Genomic DNA, 16639 nt, shown 5'->3' on the forward strand with positions numbered 1-16639 from the left:
AAAATCATTTTCCAGAAGCTATTTTAATTAATTTTTTAGTTCGCGTTAAAGACCCCGTACCACGCTTGGTTGAGTCGATATAGTCTTGATCTTCTCCTAAGCCATTTACTATCTCATTAATTTCTGAATAAGCATCTAATTCTCTTATTTTTCGAGACAAAATATATGAGCATATCCATTCAAAACGTGACAAAACAAAAGCCCCTTTAAATGATCCATCTCTATAGGCCTTAAATGAATCCTCACCATATCGCTGATTGAGCTCACAGAAAACTTCATTAAACAATTCTTCTGATTGGTCATAATTAAATTCACTACCAGCCTTAAAAATATTAACCATTTGTTCACTTAAGAAACTATCAACGTTCCCATAATCAATCACAATCTCAGTTTCAATCATATTCTTATAAACGAAGAATCTTAGAATAAGCTCGTAACGATACCTTTCATTTTCTTGTCGGTCAGTTATTGGAGTACATGTAATAAAATCCTCATTTTTTGAGAGACTCTCTATAAAATCATATGCCCCCTTATTAACCATAATCAATAGACAGTTTCGAACTTCCTGCCCCTCTAAAGAACTGCCACCAGTATTTAACCTTTGAAACAAATCATATTTAGCATTGTCGTCACTTTCTTTCTTAATGATTTTAAAATCGATTTTATAGCGTTTAAAATCCCTTTGAACTTCTATAGGCAAAGCTTTGTCGCCAAACTCAGATTTCCATACTGTTCCATCTAAATCTGGAATATATTTTGTTTTCTCAAGAACTAACGGTTCTAAAGGCTCACCATTTTCATTTTTATACTCGCCAGTGAAAGACAAAATAGTTGCTAACCTTTGCAGCCCATCAACTAAGTCCCATATACCGTCTTCTCTTTGGGACACAAAAAATGATGGCAAAGGTATGCCCATTAGAATTGATTCAATCAAGCTTGATTTTTGGTACTCATCCCAACGATAGACCCTCTGAAATTCTGGATGAATATCAATTTCACCATCCCTATACAGATTTATAACTTCACCAATTGACATTGGGTAAGCATCCGTTGAAATCTTTCTCTTATTTTCTTCAATTTCTTCGATTAAGCTCATCTATAAATACCCTCTACTTGAAAAAAGTTCTTTCACTGACACCAATCAGTCTTAGTTCTACCGTCATAACTTACAGCAAGTCCATTCCTAATAAGACTTTTCCCTAAGTCTTGCCCATCAATTGATACATCCGCAAGAATACGAAAGTATTTCCCCCTGTCTATATCCTGTAATTCAATTCTTTTGGCTCCGCGAAGCATCTGAACAGTATGCTGTTTAGCTTTTCTAGCCAACTCTTTTTCTAGCTGACATTTACCTCGTAGTTCTGGTGTATCAATACCTTTTACTCGAACCGGAATTCTCTGCCCGACAATAGCCGGCCAAGCATTGATATTCACTCGAAAAGTATCGCCATCGTAGATACTCGTCACTTCATCAACAACGACAGGGCCATAACTTTTACCAGATGCTTGAACTACTTCAGCTAAAGCAAAAAGACAAAAAATAAACAAAACTCTGCCAGCAAGCTTAATCATGGTCTTTCTTCTAAATAAGACTTAGCAACTTTACTCTTAAGACTATTCTTTAAACTAAGCACATCAACACCATTTGCCTGGAGTACTTCAATAGCCTGTGCCCTCCAAACTAAATCGCCTGGCTCAACAAATGTTTTTCTAATTTCTCGCATGGTTCTCATCGCAATCTGAGCCCATTCTTTAAAATCCGCTAACGTCCAAAAAAAGAATCCAGAAAGATGAGGCAATGCACCTGAATTGGCAGTCAAAACAGGTGATACCATTACAGAGATAATTTCGACATTCTCAGAAGAGCACGTCGGAACATTTGCTCTTATCCATGAAGGGTGTGTAGCTGCTTGTCTAGCCTTGGTGGCATTTAAGGAAGAAGTATCCTCCGCACCAGCGTAATCTTCAAAAACAATACAGAAATCTCCTAATTGCCACCAAGGATCCGGAGAAGCATCAGATTCAACTTTTCCGGCATCATAACCCAAATGCTCACCTAATAGCTTCTGAGCGTTTTCAAAAGTTGACTCATTCTCGAATCCTTCTAAAATTTGTCGTTCTCTTTGAGAATAACTTCGATCATGCCTTGTTCCAAGAGAACTAAGCACGGCTTCAATTTTCTCCACTTGCAGGACTACTAATTCGTGAAGAGAATCTGTCTCAAGTATGCTTGGGTCTAATTCTAAGTGTTGAGACAACTTAACTAACCAAGGAACACTCTTTGCTGCTTTTTTTGCTGCCTTATAGTGTTCCATCGCTTTTACATTAAAGGCTAAATTACCATCTGATACGGCTAGCTTTGCAGCTGAACCAGCAAGATACTCCCAAAGAGCTCGATAACCTCCAAGTTGACCATCAGTAAGAACTCCAATAACAGATTCTGCACAAGAAACTGCTTCTGTATAATCTTTCTGCCATAGAGCCATCTGATATTCAACTTCGAACTTTACTGCTTCAGATAACTGCTCAATGCTTGGAAAAGGAACTTTTTCAGCCCTATTCCGCTCTTCTACAATCATTTGATTTGCAGCATCCCATTCATCCCCATTTTCGAGAAACAGAGCAAAGTTTTCCTCAAAATCTAAAATGCTCTTGTCTTTCGATTGTGCTACCCCAAACGAAAGTTCGGCTTGAAGCTCAGGATGAAAATGCTGTCTTCTGCTTCGATCAGAGAGATAGTCCGGCAATTCTTCACCACTCACAACTACAGCAGAATAATCCTCCAATGACCTAGTACATCGTCCAATTGCTTGTAAAACTCTTGTTTGAACCCTCTCATTAAATAGTAAATTTGCACCCATTCTGCTCATGAAGAAGCGTTCTTGAGCATTAACAGCTTTCGGAAGCCCTTCAATAAACAGTAATCGACACTCTTCACCCGGAAAATCTATACCATCATATCTATTAGCGACCACTGCAACAGAACCAGTTGACTCAACAAAACTCTGCTTTGATTTCTCTATATCTTCAGCTGAGAACACTTCAAGAGATAAATTTTCTTCTATATCTTCAGATATATGATTTTTCAGGTTGTCAGACGGTACTAGAATCAAACTGCGGTCTGCCTTTTTAATAAGAGAACGTCTCAATTTGACTTCGTCTTCATCTTTTAAAGACAGACTTGGAAACATAAAAAAGCGTCGCCCAACGCCTTGTAGATCCCAGCCATCAGGGACGGGGAGCCTTAAGATTTTTTTCCTTCCCATCAAACGCTCTAAATCCCCACCTTCTCCCAGAGTTGCGGACATATAGATTCTCTGTTTAGGATTATTAAATGAAGGAAGCTCCCAAGTAGGAGCAATTATTGGCCTGATAACAATTTCAGAAAATGAAATATAAATATGACATGAGCTCAGATTATTGCGAAGCATACTCCACGAATATTTAAGGTCGCTATCCGCAGTATAAGTATCCATAATATCAACGAGATCGTCATGAATTTCCAATAAAGATGGTGAAGGGATTTTATCAACCCATGAAGAATCCAAAGGGTTTTCCCATTTACCCGTCATTTTTGTGTAACTTGTCGCATCAATATAAGGCTTTAGTACCGATGCTAAAACAGAGTGCAAAGCAGTATGCTTATCATTAAACCTATCTACATCCAAGGACCACATCTTAGCCACATAGTTTTCAGCTGAATGAGCATCGTCTATGATGATGACATCCGCATCTGAAAAATATGGATTCGTATTAAACAAACTGCTATATGTCGTTATTGCTATTGCATCACCCTGTTTGTAACTTGTTTTGTCCGAAGGTGAATAATCTCGTTGAGATCCTGTAAAACCGATTACATTTAATCCATATTTGTGCTCTGCTTGATCAACAGCCTGATAGACCAATTGTCGGGTTGGGCAAAGATAAACAATTTTCTCTTTATATTTTCTGCGACGCCACTCAGCAATCAGTAACCCCACTAAAGTTTTCCCACTTCCCGTTGGCAATTGCAATGCAACGTCAGGGGCATTTTGAGCCTCAGAAGCATAACGCTCCATCATGTCTTTCTGATGCGGCAATACATCTGGAAACTTCCTCCTGGTTAACTCTCTAAATAACAAGTCTGGACTAGCTGGTGCTAAAGTTCTCTGTGATATTTTTGTAAAAGCCATAATTCTCTAATCCTAATTAAACCCTGCATCCATCAAGTTTTTTAAACGCTGAGCCAAAGGCTTAGAATGCTTAAAAACTTTCACCTGACCCAGCAAGTCTTCTAAGGCACCTTCTGCCTCAAGCAATAAACCATCTTTTGCTTTGATACATTCCATAATCGCGTAAACAAACTCACATTCAAGCGGCTCTGACGGATAACCAAACATCAATCCACGATACTTATCACTTTTTGTCCTTGGTTGAATTTCAACAAAATAAAAAAGTTGCCCGTCATAATTCACTCTAATAAGAGCGATCTTCCGATAGGTAATTGCATATTCAGAGGGGAATGTGTCTTTTATCTTCTTTCGCTTAGTGTGATGCCAAAGCATTTTTCCCGCATCTTTTTCTCCATTATTAGGAAATGAAATTGTGAAGAACGAACCTGTGACCACTTCACAAATAACGTCATCACACCTTAAGATAGCGTAGCCATTCATCTTCTCATCTAAAGCACTCAGTGCCTCTAAAGCCTCAATAAAATCTTGCTGAATACCTGATGAATCCTCTACTGAGGTATTACTAATATCTAACTTACCAATTTGATCATTGTCAGAAAATTCACTACCTGAAGAAAATTGCTCTGGCTCATTGGCATCTTTATCTCTAGGGGCTGTAATAGGGTCATTTCTTTCAACTAAAATCTCATTTACTATGTTTGAGTCATAAACATCAACACCTGAATCAATATATTGAGTATTACTACCTGTTCCTGGTGGAGTTGAGCTTTGAACATCTATTTCATCATGTTCGGTGGTTTTTGAATTTGGCTTACGACCAACATTATGCTTATTAGGTTTGGTAGAAATTTTTTCCTTTATCTTGACTAAAGACATTTCAGTAGGGGTTCTAAATTTATTTATTCTATGAACAAAGATTTCCCCATTAATTTCTTCGTAAGCGGCTTCAAAAGACAATTTAGTTGGGTGGTATGGAAGAGCATCAATAAAGCGCTCACCTTGATTTATTTGTGAGCGAATTTTTGATAAACGTTGACGAGTAACGGGATGATTCGCAATATAAGCAAGGAATACAGCATTAGAACGCTCAAAACCCTTTGGAAGAATATATTCCCCATTAATCATTCCCTGCTGACTTTTCGGCACGAAGTTGTCTACAACACTGTCCAGATCAAAGTTCAATAAAGCTCTACGAATATTCTTGTTTTCAGGGGTATAAAGGGAGGTGAATATTTCTAATGATTGTACGTAAACAACCTGGCTTGTCGTTGTAAGAAGCTTAGCTACACGCGTTTTACCAATTTCTTCATCAGGTCGGTATTTACTAATGACCTGATGGAGATTGAGAAACTCAACCTGCTGGCTAGAAAGATCAAATTCAAACCATCCTTTTCTTAGGCTTGTTTTGTCTTGAAAATCATTTTGAATGCCTACACGTCCATTCCAAACACTGCCTATACGCAATACGTCAAGCTCTGCAATAGCAGCTGTAGAATATTCAATCTGATTATTATCAATTCTTCTGAATGCAATAGTAACTAATGGATTTGAACGATCAGATGTGTTTTGTTTTACACGACAAAAAGCCCTAACAACTCTTTGAAGATTGTCATTGAATAATGTTTCTATACGAAAAGTTTTAGACAATATTACACCTCCTTGATAAGAAGATGTCTTGACCAAAAATATATTCTGAAATGTATCTATTAGTGAGCTTGAATAGCTCTTTTAAACATCTGTAGCAAAAACTATTGTAATGTAGCAAAAACTTTTGTAAATGGCACCCACCACCGACCATTGCCGCTGCAGAAGCGGTATGATGAGGATGAATAAACGGTCTAACGTAAAAAGATTCTTGAGTGATAACCTCACCAGAAATAGATCTGATATTAGCCGCCTCAATGGCTTCTTCTGCTGTTAAATCAGGTAAAAGGGTAATCAGTCTCGATGCCAACATACTTTTACCAGAACCTGGTGGGCCAACCATCATCATAGAATGATGACCACTTGCCGAAATCTCAAGCGCACGCTTAGCTTGTGACTGTCCTCGAACATCGGCAATGTCTTCAATGTAACGCGTTTGAGAATTTGACGAGTCTTGAATTCGGTCTAAATCCATAGAAAAAGAGGGGGGGTCACCTAATAAAACCTGGCAGGCCTCTCTGAGGTCTTTAACAAGAAACAGCGTTTCATTCAGCGCGGGATATGTTTCAATTAATAGTTGTGCTTCGTGAAGGTTATCAAATGGAAGAATAATCTTTTTATTCTCAGAATGAGAGGCGAGCAGGCTTGAGATAGCACCGTGGATTCCGCGCAACTCACCCGTTAATGCAAGCTCTCCAAAAAACTCAAAACGGTTTACATCACTTATTTGCAACTGCTCTGTTGCTAATAATATACCAATGGCTATAGGCAAGTCATAACGCCCTCCCGTTTTAGGCAAATCAGCGGGTGCTAGATTAACCGTAATACGTTTAGGAGGTAACTTAAAACCCGAACTAATCAGCGCACTTCTGACCCTATCCTTACTTTCTTTTACCGATGCCTCTGGTAAACCTACAATTGAAAATGAGGGTAGACCATTACTGGCATGCACTTCAACCACCACTTTTGGTGAGTCCATACCAAGAACAGCACGGGTATTTAAGCTGGCAACCAACACTCTAGTACTTTATTTTGCGTTAAGCTGCTGTTCTAACTCAGCAACCAACTTTTCTAAACGCTCCAACTTTTCCCGTGTTTTAGCTAAGACCCCCGATTGAATATCAAACTCTTCACGAGTGACTAAATCCATTTTATCGAATGCATTACTTAAAACCGTCTTAACTTGAGACTGCATTGCTTCAGGCATCTCACCAAAACCTTCGGGAATAATATCAGCAATTTTTTTTGCCATTGATTCTAACTGTGAGGGGTTTAACATAGGAAGTTCCTTGAATTCATTAGGCTAAAGCAAAACTATAACGTTTTATAGATATTTTCTCCATAAGTAAGCATAGATTATTTACTCAGCTCAGCATAAATTGTTGTGGGTCAAAGGCCTTTTTTTGCATAGCTTTCATGGTAAAATTTAAGCATATTTATGCATGATTTATAAGGAATCTCAGCTGTGTTAGTGGATATTAAGGATGCACCAGAAAAAGCGAAACGCATTTTCAATAATTTAATTGATGCTTTTGAAGAGCAAAACATCAACCCAACCCCACTAAATTATTTTGTTTGGTACCAATATTACAAGGGCGACAATCCACAATTTCGCCAAGAGATGGATGCCATTATCAATGACCCATTTGGTTATAACGATCGTGTTGGACGACGATTATATGATGACTATTTAGCAAGCGACGATAACTCCGCTTCTGAATTTGATCGCGCATTCAAACGTTTAATTGATCTTATGATCAAGAAAATGAACGACTGGAGTGAGAAACTTGAAACCCATACTCATGAACTTGATAGTTGTACAACCAAACTTTCTGACCCAAACCTCAATACCGAACAAGTAAAAGCCATTACCAATACGGTGCTCAGTGCTGCAACCAACATGAAAGAGAGCAGCCGCGCTTTTCAAGAAGAGATGCAACACAGCTCAGATGAGGTTAAGAAACTTAGAGAACAACTCATTGAAGCGCGTGCTGAAGCGATGCAAGATGAGCTAACAGAAGTGGGAAATCGCAAAGCGTTCAATAACGCCTTACAGGAATTAATACTCGACGCAATAGACTCTCCAGAATCGTTATGTTTGATTCTTAGTGATATCGATCATTTTAAAAAATTCAATGATACCTACGGTCACCTGGTTGGCGATAGCGTACTTAGATATTACGCAAGCATTATGAAGAAAGATAAAGCCGACAATGAAACCATTTGTCGATACGGAGGTGAAGAGTTTGCCATTTTAGTCGCCAATTCCTCAATAGAAGAAGCGGCTGCTCGTGCCGAAACCATCCGCAAAGCAATAGAATCGGCTCATTTAAAGCGTAAAAATGAAGATAAACCCATTTCTACCATCACAGCGTCATTTGGAATCGCTACTTTTAACGGAAATGAAACAGGTGAAGACTTAATTGCCCGAGCGGATAAGGCCTTATATAAAGCGAAGACAGACGGTAGAAACCGAGTTGTATTAGAAACCGACTTAGTTGATAAACCTGAAAAAGATAAATAAGCTAAAACCAAAAATATAGAGCGTGTTTAAAAAGATGCTCAAGCAAAATCACAAAAAAGGGGCGAATTAGCCCCTTTTTATTACCTCTAATAACCGACAAAACTCACTTAATTTGATTCTTTGGTTTTGGGCGCTTTCAGCAATAATGTATCCACACCAAGCTGACGTAGTTCATTTCTTTTTTTGTTTAAAGCTAAGCGATCAGAATAAGGACCTACTCTTAAACGGTAGTAGGTTCGTGTTTTAGTATTTAAAACCGAAAGCTCTAGCTTTTGACCCAAACGTAACAAACGTTGCAGTTCAGAGCGCGCAACTTTCTCAGAACCAAATGTTCCAGCTTGAATGTAATAAGGTTGTTCTAGAGCGACTGAAATAGGAACCGCATCAACCACCACCTCCATCTGTCCTAAGCCTTCATAAAAGCTATATGAAGTTTTTTGTGCAGGGTTTGAATTTGGATGTTCGCTATCAAGCTTAACCGCTTCAACCACGACCGTTTTAGGTTGTAATTTTTCAGAGACCTCATTAACAGACTCTACCGCCTGTTCTTTAATCTCTTTAGCTGCGGTAAAAATCGACTTTTCTGATGGCTGATCAGACTTCACCCCTTGGGATGCAAAATGCTGTGTCACAAAGAAGCCCACTAAAAACACCGCAGACACTAAAAAACCACCCGCCCAAATCATTGGCACGGATGACTTGCCAGCACTCACTGCTTTAGATGCCTCTTGAGACTTTCGCTGAAACGTTTGTTTGCGATGTTGAGCATGCCCATGACGAAAATCTCTAGCCATTTACATTGTCTCTGGAGCAGAAACCCCAATAATGGCCAAACCATTCTGTAACACTTGCTGAACGGCTGTAATCAAGGTTAATCGAGCCTGGCGTGTAGCATCATCTTCAACAATAAACTGACTCGCATTGTAATAAGAGTGTAACCCATGAGCTAAATCTTTTAAGTAGTAAGCAATTTGATGTGGTTCATAGAACCCTGCCGCTCGCGCAACAATTTCAGGGTACTTAGCCAGCTCTGTCGCCAGTTTTACTTCATGCTCACCGTCAAGTTTTTCAATACTTGCCAGGCCTGCTTGTAAATCCAGACTATAGCCTTGTTGCTGTGCCTGTTCCATAACACGACAAATACGTGCATGCGCATATTGAATGTAATAAACAGGGTTTTCATTTGATTTCGATTTTGCTAAATCCAAATCAAAATCCATGTGTTGTTCAGATTTACGCTGAACATAGAAAAAACGAGCGGCATCGCTACCGACCTCATCACGCAACTCACGCAAGGTCACAAACTGACCACTTCGTGTAGACATTGCAAGCTTTTCACCACTACGATAAAGCACGGCAAACTGAACTAATAGCACTTTTAATGCTTCAGAATCCGTGCCCATCGCTTCCATAGCGGCCTTAACACGTGGTACATAACCATGATGATCTGAACCCCAAATATCAATCAAAATATCAAAACCACGTTCTAGCTTATTGAAGTGGTAAGCGATATCTGAAGCAAAATAAGTCTTAATGCCGTTGTCACGTACAACCACACGGTCTTTTTCATCACCATAATCGGTTGATCTAAACCAAAGCGCACCGTTTTTTTCGTAGATTTTGTCGGCCGCTTGTAATTTTTCAATCGCCGCATCAATCACGCCTGAATCCATCAATGAACGTTCTGAATACCATTCATCAAAGTGAACATTAAAACCTGCTAAGTCCTCTTTAATATCACCAAGAATGGCATCAATTGCCATTTTAAAAACAGCTTCATAGTGTTTTGCGCCTAATAAATTTTTGGCTTTAACAATCAGGTCATCAATATGTTTTTCTTTATCGCCATTCTCTTGACCATCATCAGGCGTAACACCTGCAAAAATTTCTAAAGCTGGTTTTTGTAAAGTGGTTGCAAACTCGGCTTGTAAACTATCGCAAATCGCATAGATGTAATCGCCTTTATAACCGTTACTTGGAAAAGCAAACTTTTCACCGCACTGTTCTAAATAACGTAACCAAACAGACGTTGCCAAAATATCCATCTGGCGACCAGCATCATTCACATAATACTCTTTGGCCACCGTAAAGCCTGCTACCTCAAGCAAGTTGGCCACACTTGCACCATAAGCCGCACCACGACCATGCCCTACATGCAAAGGCCCTGTTGGGTTAGCCGAAACAAACTCCACCAAAACCGAACGACCTTGTCCAACATTACACTTACCAAAATCGGCTTTTTCCTCTAATACGGTTTTAACCACCGCAAACTTAGCCGAATCGTCCACAAAAAAGTTAATAAAACCTGGCCCAGCAATTTCCACTTTTTGCACAATCGGTACATCATCAACCAGTTCAATAATTTTTTGCGCCAATTCTCTTGGTGGCATACCCGCTTGTTTGGTGAGCATCATCGCTAAATTAGTTGCAAAATCACCATGCGATTTATCGCGGGTGTTTTCTACATTGATGCGTGGTGATACATCTTCAGGAATAACCCCTTGTTGTTTTAACTGTTGAACAACTTCGATTAAAATCTGCGCAATTTGCTGCTTCATGCGATGGTCTCTTTACTTTTGGCGGATGATACTTTTGGGCTTCTTTAACTCGACCGTTTACATAAACGGGTTCAATGAAAAGACCAAAAAGTTTAGATATTTTATAAAACAGGATATTTTACTAAATTAAATTTAGTCAACGAGGTTAATTTTAAGTTACCAGGCCTGGTAACTTAAAAATTCAGAAAATTACTGTTTGATTTTAAGCTAATACGCCACTCAAATTAGCGAACAACCAGTTTAATTCGCTTAATTGAGTGGCAAAACAATTATTCAGAAGCTGTTTTCTTGGCAGGTGATTTTCGAGTTGTCGATTTTGTAGCAGGTTTTTTAGCGGGTGCTTTTTTAGGAGCCGCCTTTTTTGTAGCTGGTTTTTTTGTAGTTGCTTTTTTAGCGGTTGTTTTTTTTGCTGCTGGTTTTTTAGCAGGCGCCTTTTTAGCCGCTGCACGACCACGCTTTTTAGGCTCTGGCGCTTCATCTAAACGCTTCTGACACTCTTCTAAAGACAATTCTAGCGCATCTTCATCCTTAGCAATTTTGGCGTTTTTCTTGGTCACCATATCGGTAATATATGGCCCCCACCGTCCTTTAAGGATTTTGACATCGGTACCAACAAAGGTTTTTACAATCTTATCGGCATCGGCTTGAATTTTGTTTTCAATTAGCGCCACCGATTCTTCTAAAGTAATGCTTAGAGGGTCAAAGCCTTTAATGGGAGCAAACATTTTTGGACCATATTCCAAATAAGGACCAAACGGGCCTTGCTTAGCAATAATCACTTGCCCTTTTTCAATACCAAATTCACTACCATCAACGGCGGTTGCTTTAAAAGTTTCAGGCATTTCTCCTACTTCACGAGGTAACTTAAAAAGCTCTAGCGCATCTTCTATGGTAATCAAATCCATCTTTTGCCCTGGCATTAAGCTAGCAAAAGTCGGCTTTTCATCATTCTCACCATCCCCCACTTGTACATAAGGCCCAAAACGACCAATTTTAACAAACATGGGTTTACCACTTTGCGGATGATTGCCTAATGAACGTGCCTGACCCGCTTCTTCACGTGAAACATCTTCGGCTGCGACTACCTTAGGGTGAAATTGCCCGTAAAACTCGGCCAACATCTCTTGCCACTGCATATTACCTTGGGCAATCACATCAAACTTATCTTCTACTTTGGCGGTAAATTGATAATCCAACACATCACCAAAGTGTTTGGTTAAAAAGTTGGTCACAATGCCAGCAATATCAGTAGGGAATAATTTATTCTTCTCACTTCCCGCCATCTCAGATAGGGTTTCAGCTTTAACCTCACCCTTATTCAAGGTGATTTGTCGGTACTCTCTAGGCTTACCTTCTCGGTCCTCCTTAACCACATAACCACGTTGTTGCACCGTATCAATAGTCGGAGCATAGGTTGATGGTCGTCCAATCCCCATCTCTTCTAAAGTGCGAACCAAGCTCGCTTCGTTATAACGTGCCGGTGGACGACTAAAGCTCTGTCTTGCGCTTAACTCAGAAACATCTAACTTTTGACCGACTGTCATAGGTGGTAATAAGCCACCTTCATCTTTGGTATCAAAGTCGTATACTTTTAAGAAACCGTCAAAAATGACCACTTCACCTTTGGCGGTAAATTTATCACCCGGTAATAAATCAATCCCCACATCCACCGTGGTTCTTTTTAATTGTGCATCCGCCATTTGCGAGGCGATTGCTCTACGCCAAATCAACTGATAAAGACGCTGTTCATTACGCTCACCTGTGACATTTTCAACGCTAAAGTCGGTTGGACGAATCGCTTCGTGCGCCTCTTGTGCATCGGCATTTTTGGTTTTAAACCGTCTTGAATGACTGTATTCACTGCCGTAATCGGAGCTAATCACATTTTTAGCTTGTTCAATCGCCAACTCAGACAAATTCACTGAGTCCGTTCTCATATAGGTGATTTTCCCAGACTCATATAAACGTTGCGCCACCATCATGGTCTGCTTCACCGAGAAGCCCAGCTTTGAAGATGCCTCTTGTTGCAAAGTTGAAGTGGTAAACGGCGCTTTAGGGGTGCGTTTTGCTGGTTTTTCTTCTAAAGAGATGACCGATAAATTCGCTTTAGCCACCGCTTCTAAAAAGGCAACGGCCTCTTCTTCAGTTGCAAAAGTTGCGGTGCGCTTTACATCTAAAACACCTACTTTTTTTCCCGCCTCATCCAGCAAATTAAGTTCGCCCTGAACTCTAAAAACAAAATTTGATTCAAACGCTTCAACTTCACGCTCACGCTCTACAATTAAACGCACGGCAACGGACTGTACTCGCCCTGCTGACAAGCCTGTACGAATTTTTTTCCACAAGATAGGCGACAGTTCAAAACCCACTATTCGGTCTAATATGCGACGCGCTTGTTGAGCGTCTACCAAATCTAAGTCAACCGTTCTTGGCGCAGCAATCGCCGCTTGAATAGCGGGCTTGGTAATTTCATGGAATACAATACGTTTGGTGGTATTTATATCTAGCTTTAAGGCTTCCGCAAGGTGCCAGGCAATCGCCTCCCCCTCGCGGTCCTCATCCGTTGCCAACCATACGGCCTCAGCCGTTTTAGCCAGCTTTCTTAATTCGGCTACGTTTTTCTTTTTATCTGCAGAGATTTCGTAGTTTGGTAAAAACCCATTTTCTAGGTCAATCCCCATCCCTTTTTTCTGAATATCACGAATATGACCGTAACTTGACCGTACAGTAAAATCTTTACCTAAATATTTCTCGATTGTTTTTGCTTTAGCGGGGGACTCCACTATCACCAAATTCGTCATATTGTTTGCTCTAAATTTAAAAGGTTTATCGTATCTTGTCTAATCACTTAAATACGGTTTAATTATTTTCTTCTTTTTTAAGATGCATAATTTTAAGTGGTTTTGCAAACACTTATTTAAATTTGTCGGTAATTAATATCAGGATTTTATTGCTACCAAACTTCATCAAGCTCATCTTTTCATCATAAACTACGTTTTTTTACTCAAATAATATTTGCTATAATAATAAGAGTTAGACATCTCATTTGACGCTTCAATGTCAATTTGTATGATGCACCGCACTAAGAGTGCCTTTACCTATACAATAACTGAGAACTTGAATGCCTGAAGCCCAACCTGTACCTGCTGTAGCAGACACCCGTCGGTTATTATTTATTGGTGTCGACCCTACACATCAATTAGACATTCAACGCAAACTGAATCATTTCAATTTTGAATTTACATTTTGCGCCACGCCTCTCGAAGGGATTCAAATCTTAAAAAAGTTCGCCACCCCCTCTTTTGAAGCCGTTATTATTGATGAATGCATGCTCGACAGAGATGACTTTAAAGCATTTCATAGCTACCAAAAACAACCCATTTACAATGTAATACCCTTAATCCTGCAAATTAATAACCCACGCACTGAGATTGTTCAAAAGGCGTTAGAAAACGGGGTGTATTTTTCATTAAACTACCCTTATAACGCTTCCTTGTTTAAAACCGTTTTAATGGCGGCTACCTATGGATTCAGTCGGCATTTGGAGGTGGCGCACCGTTTAGCCAATTTTGAAAATGTTCATCCTCTCATGCAAAAAGCCACTTTTCATGTAAAAACAATACAGGATGCACAAACCGTATCGTCGGTTTTAGCTTTTATAACACCAGATCAAAAACATGTTGCGATTGGTTTATTTGAGCTTATCCTGAACTCCATTGAACATGGAAATCTAGGCATTGGCTATGAAGAAAAAACGCGCTTAACATCAAAAGGTTCTTTACAGGCTGAAATTGAACGACGATTAAATCTACCTGAGAACAAGCATAAACATGTTGAAGTCAGTGTTGAAAGGTTTAAAGAATACTTGCAATTTACCATTAAAGACAATGGTCTGGGCTTTGATTTTTCAAGTTACCTAGACTATGTTGAAAACCGCGCTTTACATCATCACGGTAGAGGAATCATGATTGCCAATCAGCTCAGTTTTGATGCTCTTGATTACCAGGATTCTGGCTCAAAAGCCATTTGTAAAGTCAACCTTTAAACAGCTCACAAATACCCCTTTATTTTATTTGATTCTGCGCCAACGAGCGGCTGACATAGCTTCAATTTCGCCCGCCAACTCCAATAGCATAAGCTCGCCTTGCAAGCTTGAAACAGGTTGCTTAGTTAACACCACTAACTCATCTAAACTGGTCGGTTCATAACCAATGCTGTTTAGCAAAGCACTTTTTGATTGGTTGTTCGGCTGAGTTACCAGGCCTGGTAACTCTTGCGTTGTTTGCAAATCCAAACGATATTGTAAATTAGCTGACAACTCCTCTAACACATCTTGACCAGACTCCACTAATTTAGCGCCTTGCTTAATCAACTGGTGACACCCTTTGGCTTGTGGATTATGAATAGAGCCAGGCACAGCAAACACTTCTCTACCTTGTTCTAAAGCGGTTCTTGCCGTAATTAATGAACCACTTTTTAACGCCGCCTCAACCACCAAAGTACCCAGACTCAAACCACTGATAATTCGGTTTCTTTTAGGAAAATTGTAATTCAGCGGTTTTGTACCCAGCACAAACTCTGAAATCATCACTCCTTCTTCTACAATTTGATGCCCCAAACCTTGATTGGAAGCAGGGTAAATACGGTCTAACCCTGTTGCCACTACCGCAACGGTTTTACCCATACCTTGTAACCCGCCCTGATGGGCCGCAGTATCAATCCCCAAAGCTAAACCACTGGTAATACCCAACCCTTGTTGCGAAAGAAAGCGTGCAAAATCTTTGGCCGTTTCCATACCCTGCTTGGACGCGTGGCGACTCCCCACTATCGCAACTTGTGGATCACTTAACAGTTCAACATTACCTCTCACTCCAAGCAGAATAGGCGGGTCGGTTATCTCTTTAAGTGGCTGCGGAAACGATGTTGAGCCAATAGGTAGCCAGGCCTGGTTATCTTTTTCTGCCCACTCAAGTGCTTCATCCACACGAATTTTGCACTCATCGCTTAATAAATCATTAACCTGTTTAGCGGATAATAACTCTCTATTTTGCCAGTCAGAAGGGGAACTATTTAGTGCATTTTCTAAACTGCCAAAATATGTATGAATGGCTTGTAACTGCTGAAACGAAACGTAGCAAGCGTGAAAGGCAAGCATTGAGGGTAAATCGGCAAAATTTGACATAATCAGCTATAATAATCCGCAGTTATTTTATTGAAAGTATATACGACACCATGGAAAAACTCGATATCGTTCTCTACCCTGAAGCTGGTCTTCGTGAAATCTGCGCCCCAATCCCTGAAATGAGTGATGAGATTGATAAACTTATTGATGACATGTTTTACACCATGTATGACGCGCCAGGCATTGGTTTAGCCGCCCCACAAATTGCCGTTCAACAGCGCTTAATTGTGGTTGATGTCTCTGAAACCAAAGACCAACCCATTGCATTAATCAATCCAGAAATCATTCGTTCGGCTGGGCAAATTAAGTGGGAAGAAGGCTGTTTATCTATACCTGGCGTTTATGGAACGGTTACCAGACCAAGCGACATCATTGTGCGCGGCATGGATAGAGATGGCAAACAGATTGAGTTTGAAGCCAATGATTTATTGGCCGTGTGTATTCAACATGAAATTGATCACCTAAACGGCAAGCTGTTTGTTGACCACCTTTCTGGTTTAAAACGCACCCGAGCTTTGCAGAAGTTTCGTAAATTAATGGAAGAAGAGCAACCGTAAAT

13 protein-coding genes are annotated in these 16639 nt (G+C 39.9%); 3 read left to right on the forward strand and 10 right to left on the reverse strand.

Translation table 11 applies throughout. From position 1 onward, the window contains the following. Positions 1-4 precede the first annotated feature (4 nt). From A379_RS05880 to A379_RS05905, 6 genes are read right to left on the reverse strand one after another with little or no spacing between them, the layout of a single operon-like run. On the reverse strand, positions 5-1096 hold the full coding sequence (locus A379_RS05880; protein ID WP_040726653.1) for a DUF262 domain-containing protein: 1092 nt from the start codon (positions 1094-1096) through the stop codon (positions 5-7). A gap of 32 nt (positions 1097-1128) precedes the next feature. Further along, complete coding sequence (locus A379_RS05885; RefSeq protein WP_051145037.1) at positions 1129-1572, reverse strand: thermonuclease family protein; 444 nt, start codon at positions 1570-1572, stop codon at positions 1129-1131. Further along, positions 1569-4172 carry a DEAD/DEAH box helicase family protein gene (locus A379_RS05890; RefSeq protein WP_040726656.1) on the reverse strand — a complete coding sequence of 868 codons (2604 nt, stop codon included), beginning with the start codon at positions 4170-4172 and terminating at the stop codon, positions 1569-1571. Before A379_RS05890 ends, A379_RS05885 begins: the two co-directional genes overlap by 4 nt. Positions 4173-4184: 12 nt before the next feature. Then, positions 4185-5819 carry a hypothetical protein gene (locus A379_RS05895; RefSeq protein ID WP_040726660.1) on the reverse strand — a complete coding sequence of 545 codons (1635 nt, stop codon included), beginning with the start codon at positions 5817-5819 and terminating at the stop codon, positions 4185-4187. Beyond that, the gene (locus A379_RS05900) at positions 5812-6834 is read right to left on the reverse strand and encodes a YifB family Mg chelatase-like AAA ATPase (protein ID WP_051145038.1); all 1023 of its coding nucleotides are present in this window, start codon (positions 6832-6834) and stop codon (positions 5812-5814) included. The genes A379_RS05895 and A379_RS05900 overlap by 8 nt, the downstream gene beginning before the upstream one ends. Before the next feature lie 9 nt (positions 6835-6843). Beyond that, positions 6844-7095: an accessory factor UbiK family protein gene (locus A379_RS05905; RefSeq protein ID WP_040726663.1), complete on the reverse strand. Its 252-nt coding sequence runs from the start codon at positions 7093-7095 to the stop codon at positions 6844-6846. A 186-nt stretch (positions 7096-7281) separates the two neighbouring features. On the opposite strand from A379_RS05905, the gene A379_RS05910 reads away from it, so the two are divergent. Further along, positions 7282-8340 carry a GGDEF domain-containing protein gene (locus A379_RS05910; RefSeq protein WP_040726666.1) on the forward strand — a complete coding sequence of 353 codons (1059 nt, stop codon included), beginning with the start codon at positions 7282-7284 and terminating at the stop codon, positions 8338-8340. A gap of 107 nt (positions 8341-8447) precedes the next feature. Here A379_RS05910 and A379_RS05915 read toward each other — a convergent pair whose 3' ends face one another. The 3 genes from A379_RS05915 to topA all read right to left on the reverse strand — a co-directional run bounded on the left by A379_RS05915 (position 8448) and on the right by topA (position 13699). Continuing rightward, positions 8448-9134 (reverse strand): SPOR domain-containing protein, encoded by a 687-nt coding sequence (locus A379_RS05915; protein ID WP_040726669.1) that lies wholly within the window; start codon positions 9132-9134, stop codon positions 8448-8450. Next, a complete protein-coding gene (gene argS, locus A379_RS05920; protein ID WP_040726670.1) occupies positions 9135-10898 on the reverse strand; it encodes an arginine--tRNA ligase in 1764 nt (587 codons plus the stop codon). A 269-nt stretch (positions 10899-11167) separates the two neighbouring features. Beyond that, positions 11168-13699: a type I DNA topoisomerase gene (topA, locus tag A379_RS05925; protein WP_040726675.1), complete on the reverse strand. Its 2532-nt coding sequence runs from the start codon at positions 13697-13699 to the stop codon at positions 11168-11170. 320 nt (positions 13700-14019) lie between these two features. Here topA and A379_RS05930 point away from each other — a divergent pair, with 320 nt between their 5' ends. Continuing rightward, positions 14020-14943 (forward strand): ATP-binding protein, encoded by a 924-nt coding sequence (locus tag A379_RS05930; protein ID WP_051145039.1) that lies wholly within the window; start codon positions 14020-14022, stop codon positions 14941-14943. Positions 14944-14967: 24 nt separating this feature from the next. On the opposite strand, the gene dprA is transcribed toward A379_RS05930, so the two are convergent. Continuing rightward, on the reverse strand, positions 14968-16080 hold the full coding sequence (gene dprA, locus A379_RS05935; protein ID WP_040726676.1) for a DNA-processing protein DprA: 1113 nt from the start codon (positions 16078-16080) through the stop codon (positions 14968-14970). Positions 16081-16130: 50 nt separating this feature from the next. Here dprA and def point away from each other — a divergent pair, with 50 nt between their 5' ends. Further along, positions 16131-16637, forward strand: coding sequence for a peptide deformylase (gene def / locus A379_RS05940; RefSeq protein ID WP_040726679.1), 507 nt, complete (start codon positions 16131-16133; stop codon positions 16635-16637). Positions 16638-16639: the final 2 nt, after the last annotated feature.

Origin of the sequence: Thiomicrorhabdus sp. Kp2, assembly GCF_000478585.1 — a bacterium.
Lineage (GTDB): Bacteria > Pseudomonadota > Gammaproteobacteria > Thiomicrospirales > Thiomicrospiraceae > Thiomicrorhabdus.

Bases quoted from the DNA above. Each gene is read 5' to 3' on its own strand.
- def (WP_040726679.1), top strand. From the start codon at position 16,131: ATGGAAAAACTCGATATCGTTCTCTACCCTGAAGCTGGTCTTCGTGAA.
- A379_RS05930 (WP_051145039.1), top strand. From the start codon at position 14,020: ATGCCTGAAGCCCAACCTGTACCTGCTGTAGCAGACACCCGTCGGTTA.
- A379_RS05890 (WP_040726656.1), bottom strand. From the start codon at position 4,172: ATGGCTTTTACAAAAATATCACAGAGAACTTTAGCACCAGCTAGTCCA.
- A379_RS05905 (WP_040726663.1), bottom strand. From the start codon at position 7,095: ATGTTAAACCCCTCACAGTTAGAATCAATGGCAAAAAAAATTGCTGAT.
- argS (WP_040726670.1), bottom strand. From the start codon at position 10,898: ATGAAGCAGCAAATTGCGCAGATTTTAATCGAAGTTGTTCAACAGTTA.
- dprA (WP_040726676.1), bottom strand. From the start codon at position 16,080: ATGTCAAATTTTGCCGATTTACCCTCAATGCTTGCCTTTCACGCTTGC.
- A379_RS05885 (WP_051145037.1), bottom strand. From the start codon at position 1,572: ATGATTAAGCTTGCTGGCAGAGTTTTGTTTATTTTTTGTCTTTTTGCT.
- topA (WP_040726675.1), bottom strand. From the start codon at position 13,699: ATGACGAATTTGGTGATAGTGGAGTCCCCCGCTAAAGCAAAAACAATC.
- A379_RS05880 (WP_040726653.1), bottom strand. From the start codon at position 1,096: ATGAGCTTAATCGAAGAAATTGAAGAAAATAAGAGAAAGATTTCAACG.
- A379_RS05915 (WP_040726669.1), bottom strand. From the start codon at position 9,134: ATGGCTAGAGATTTTCGTCATGGGCATGCTCAACATCGCAAACAAACG.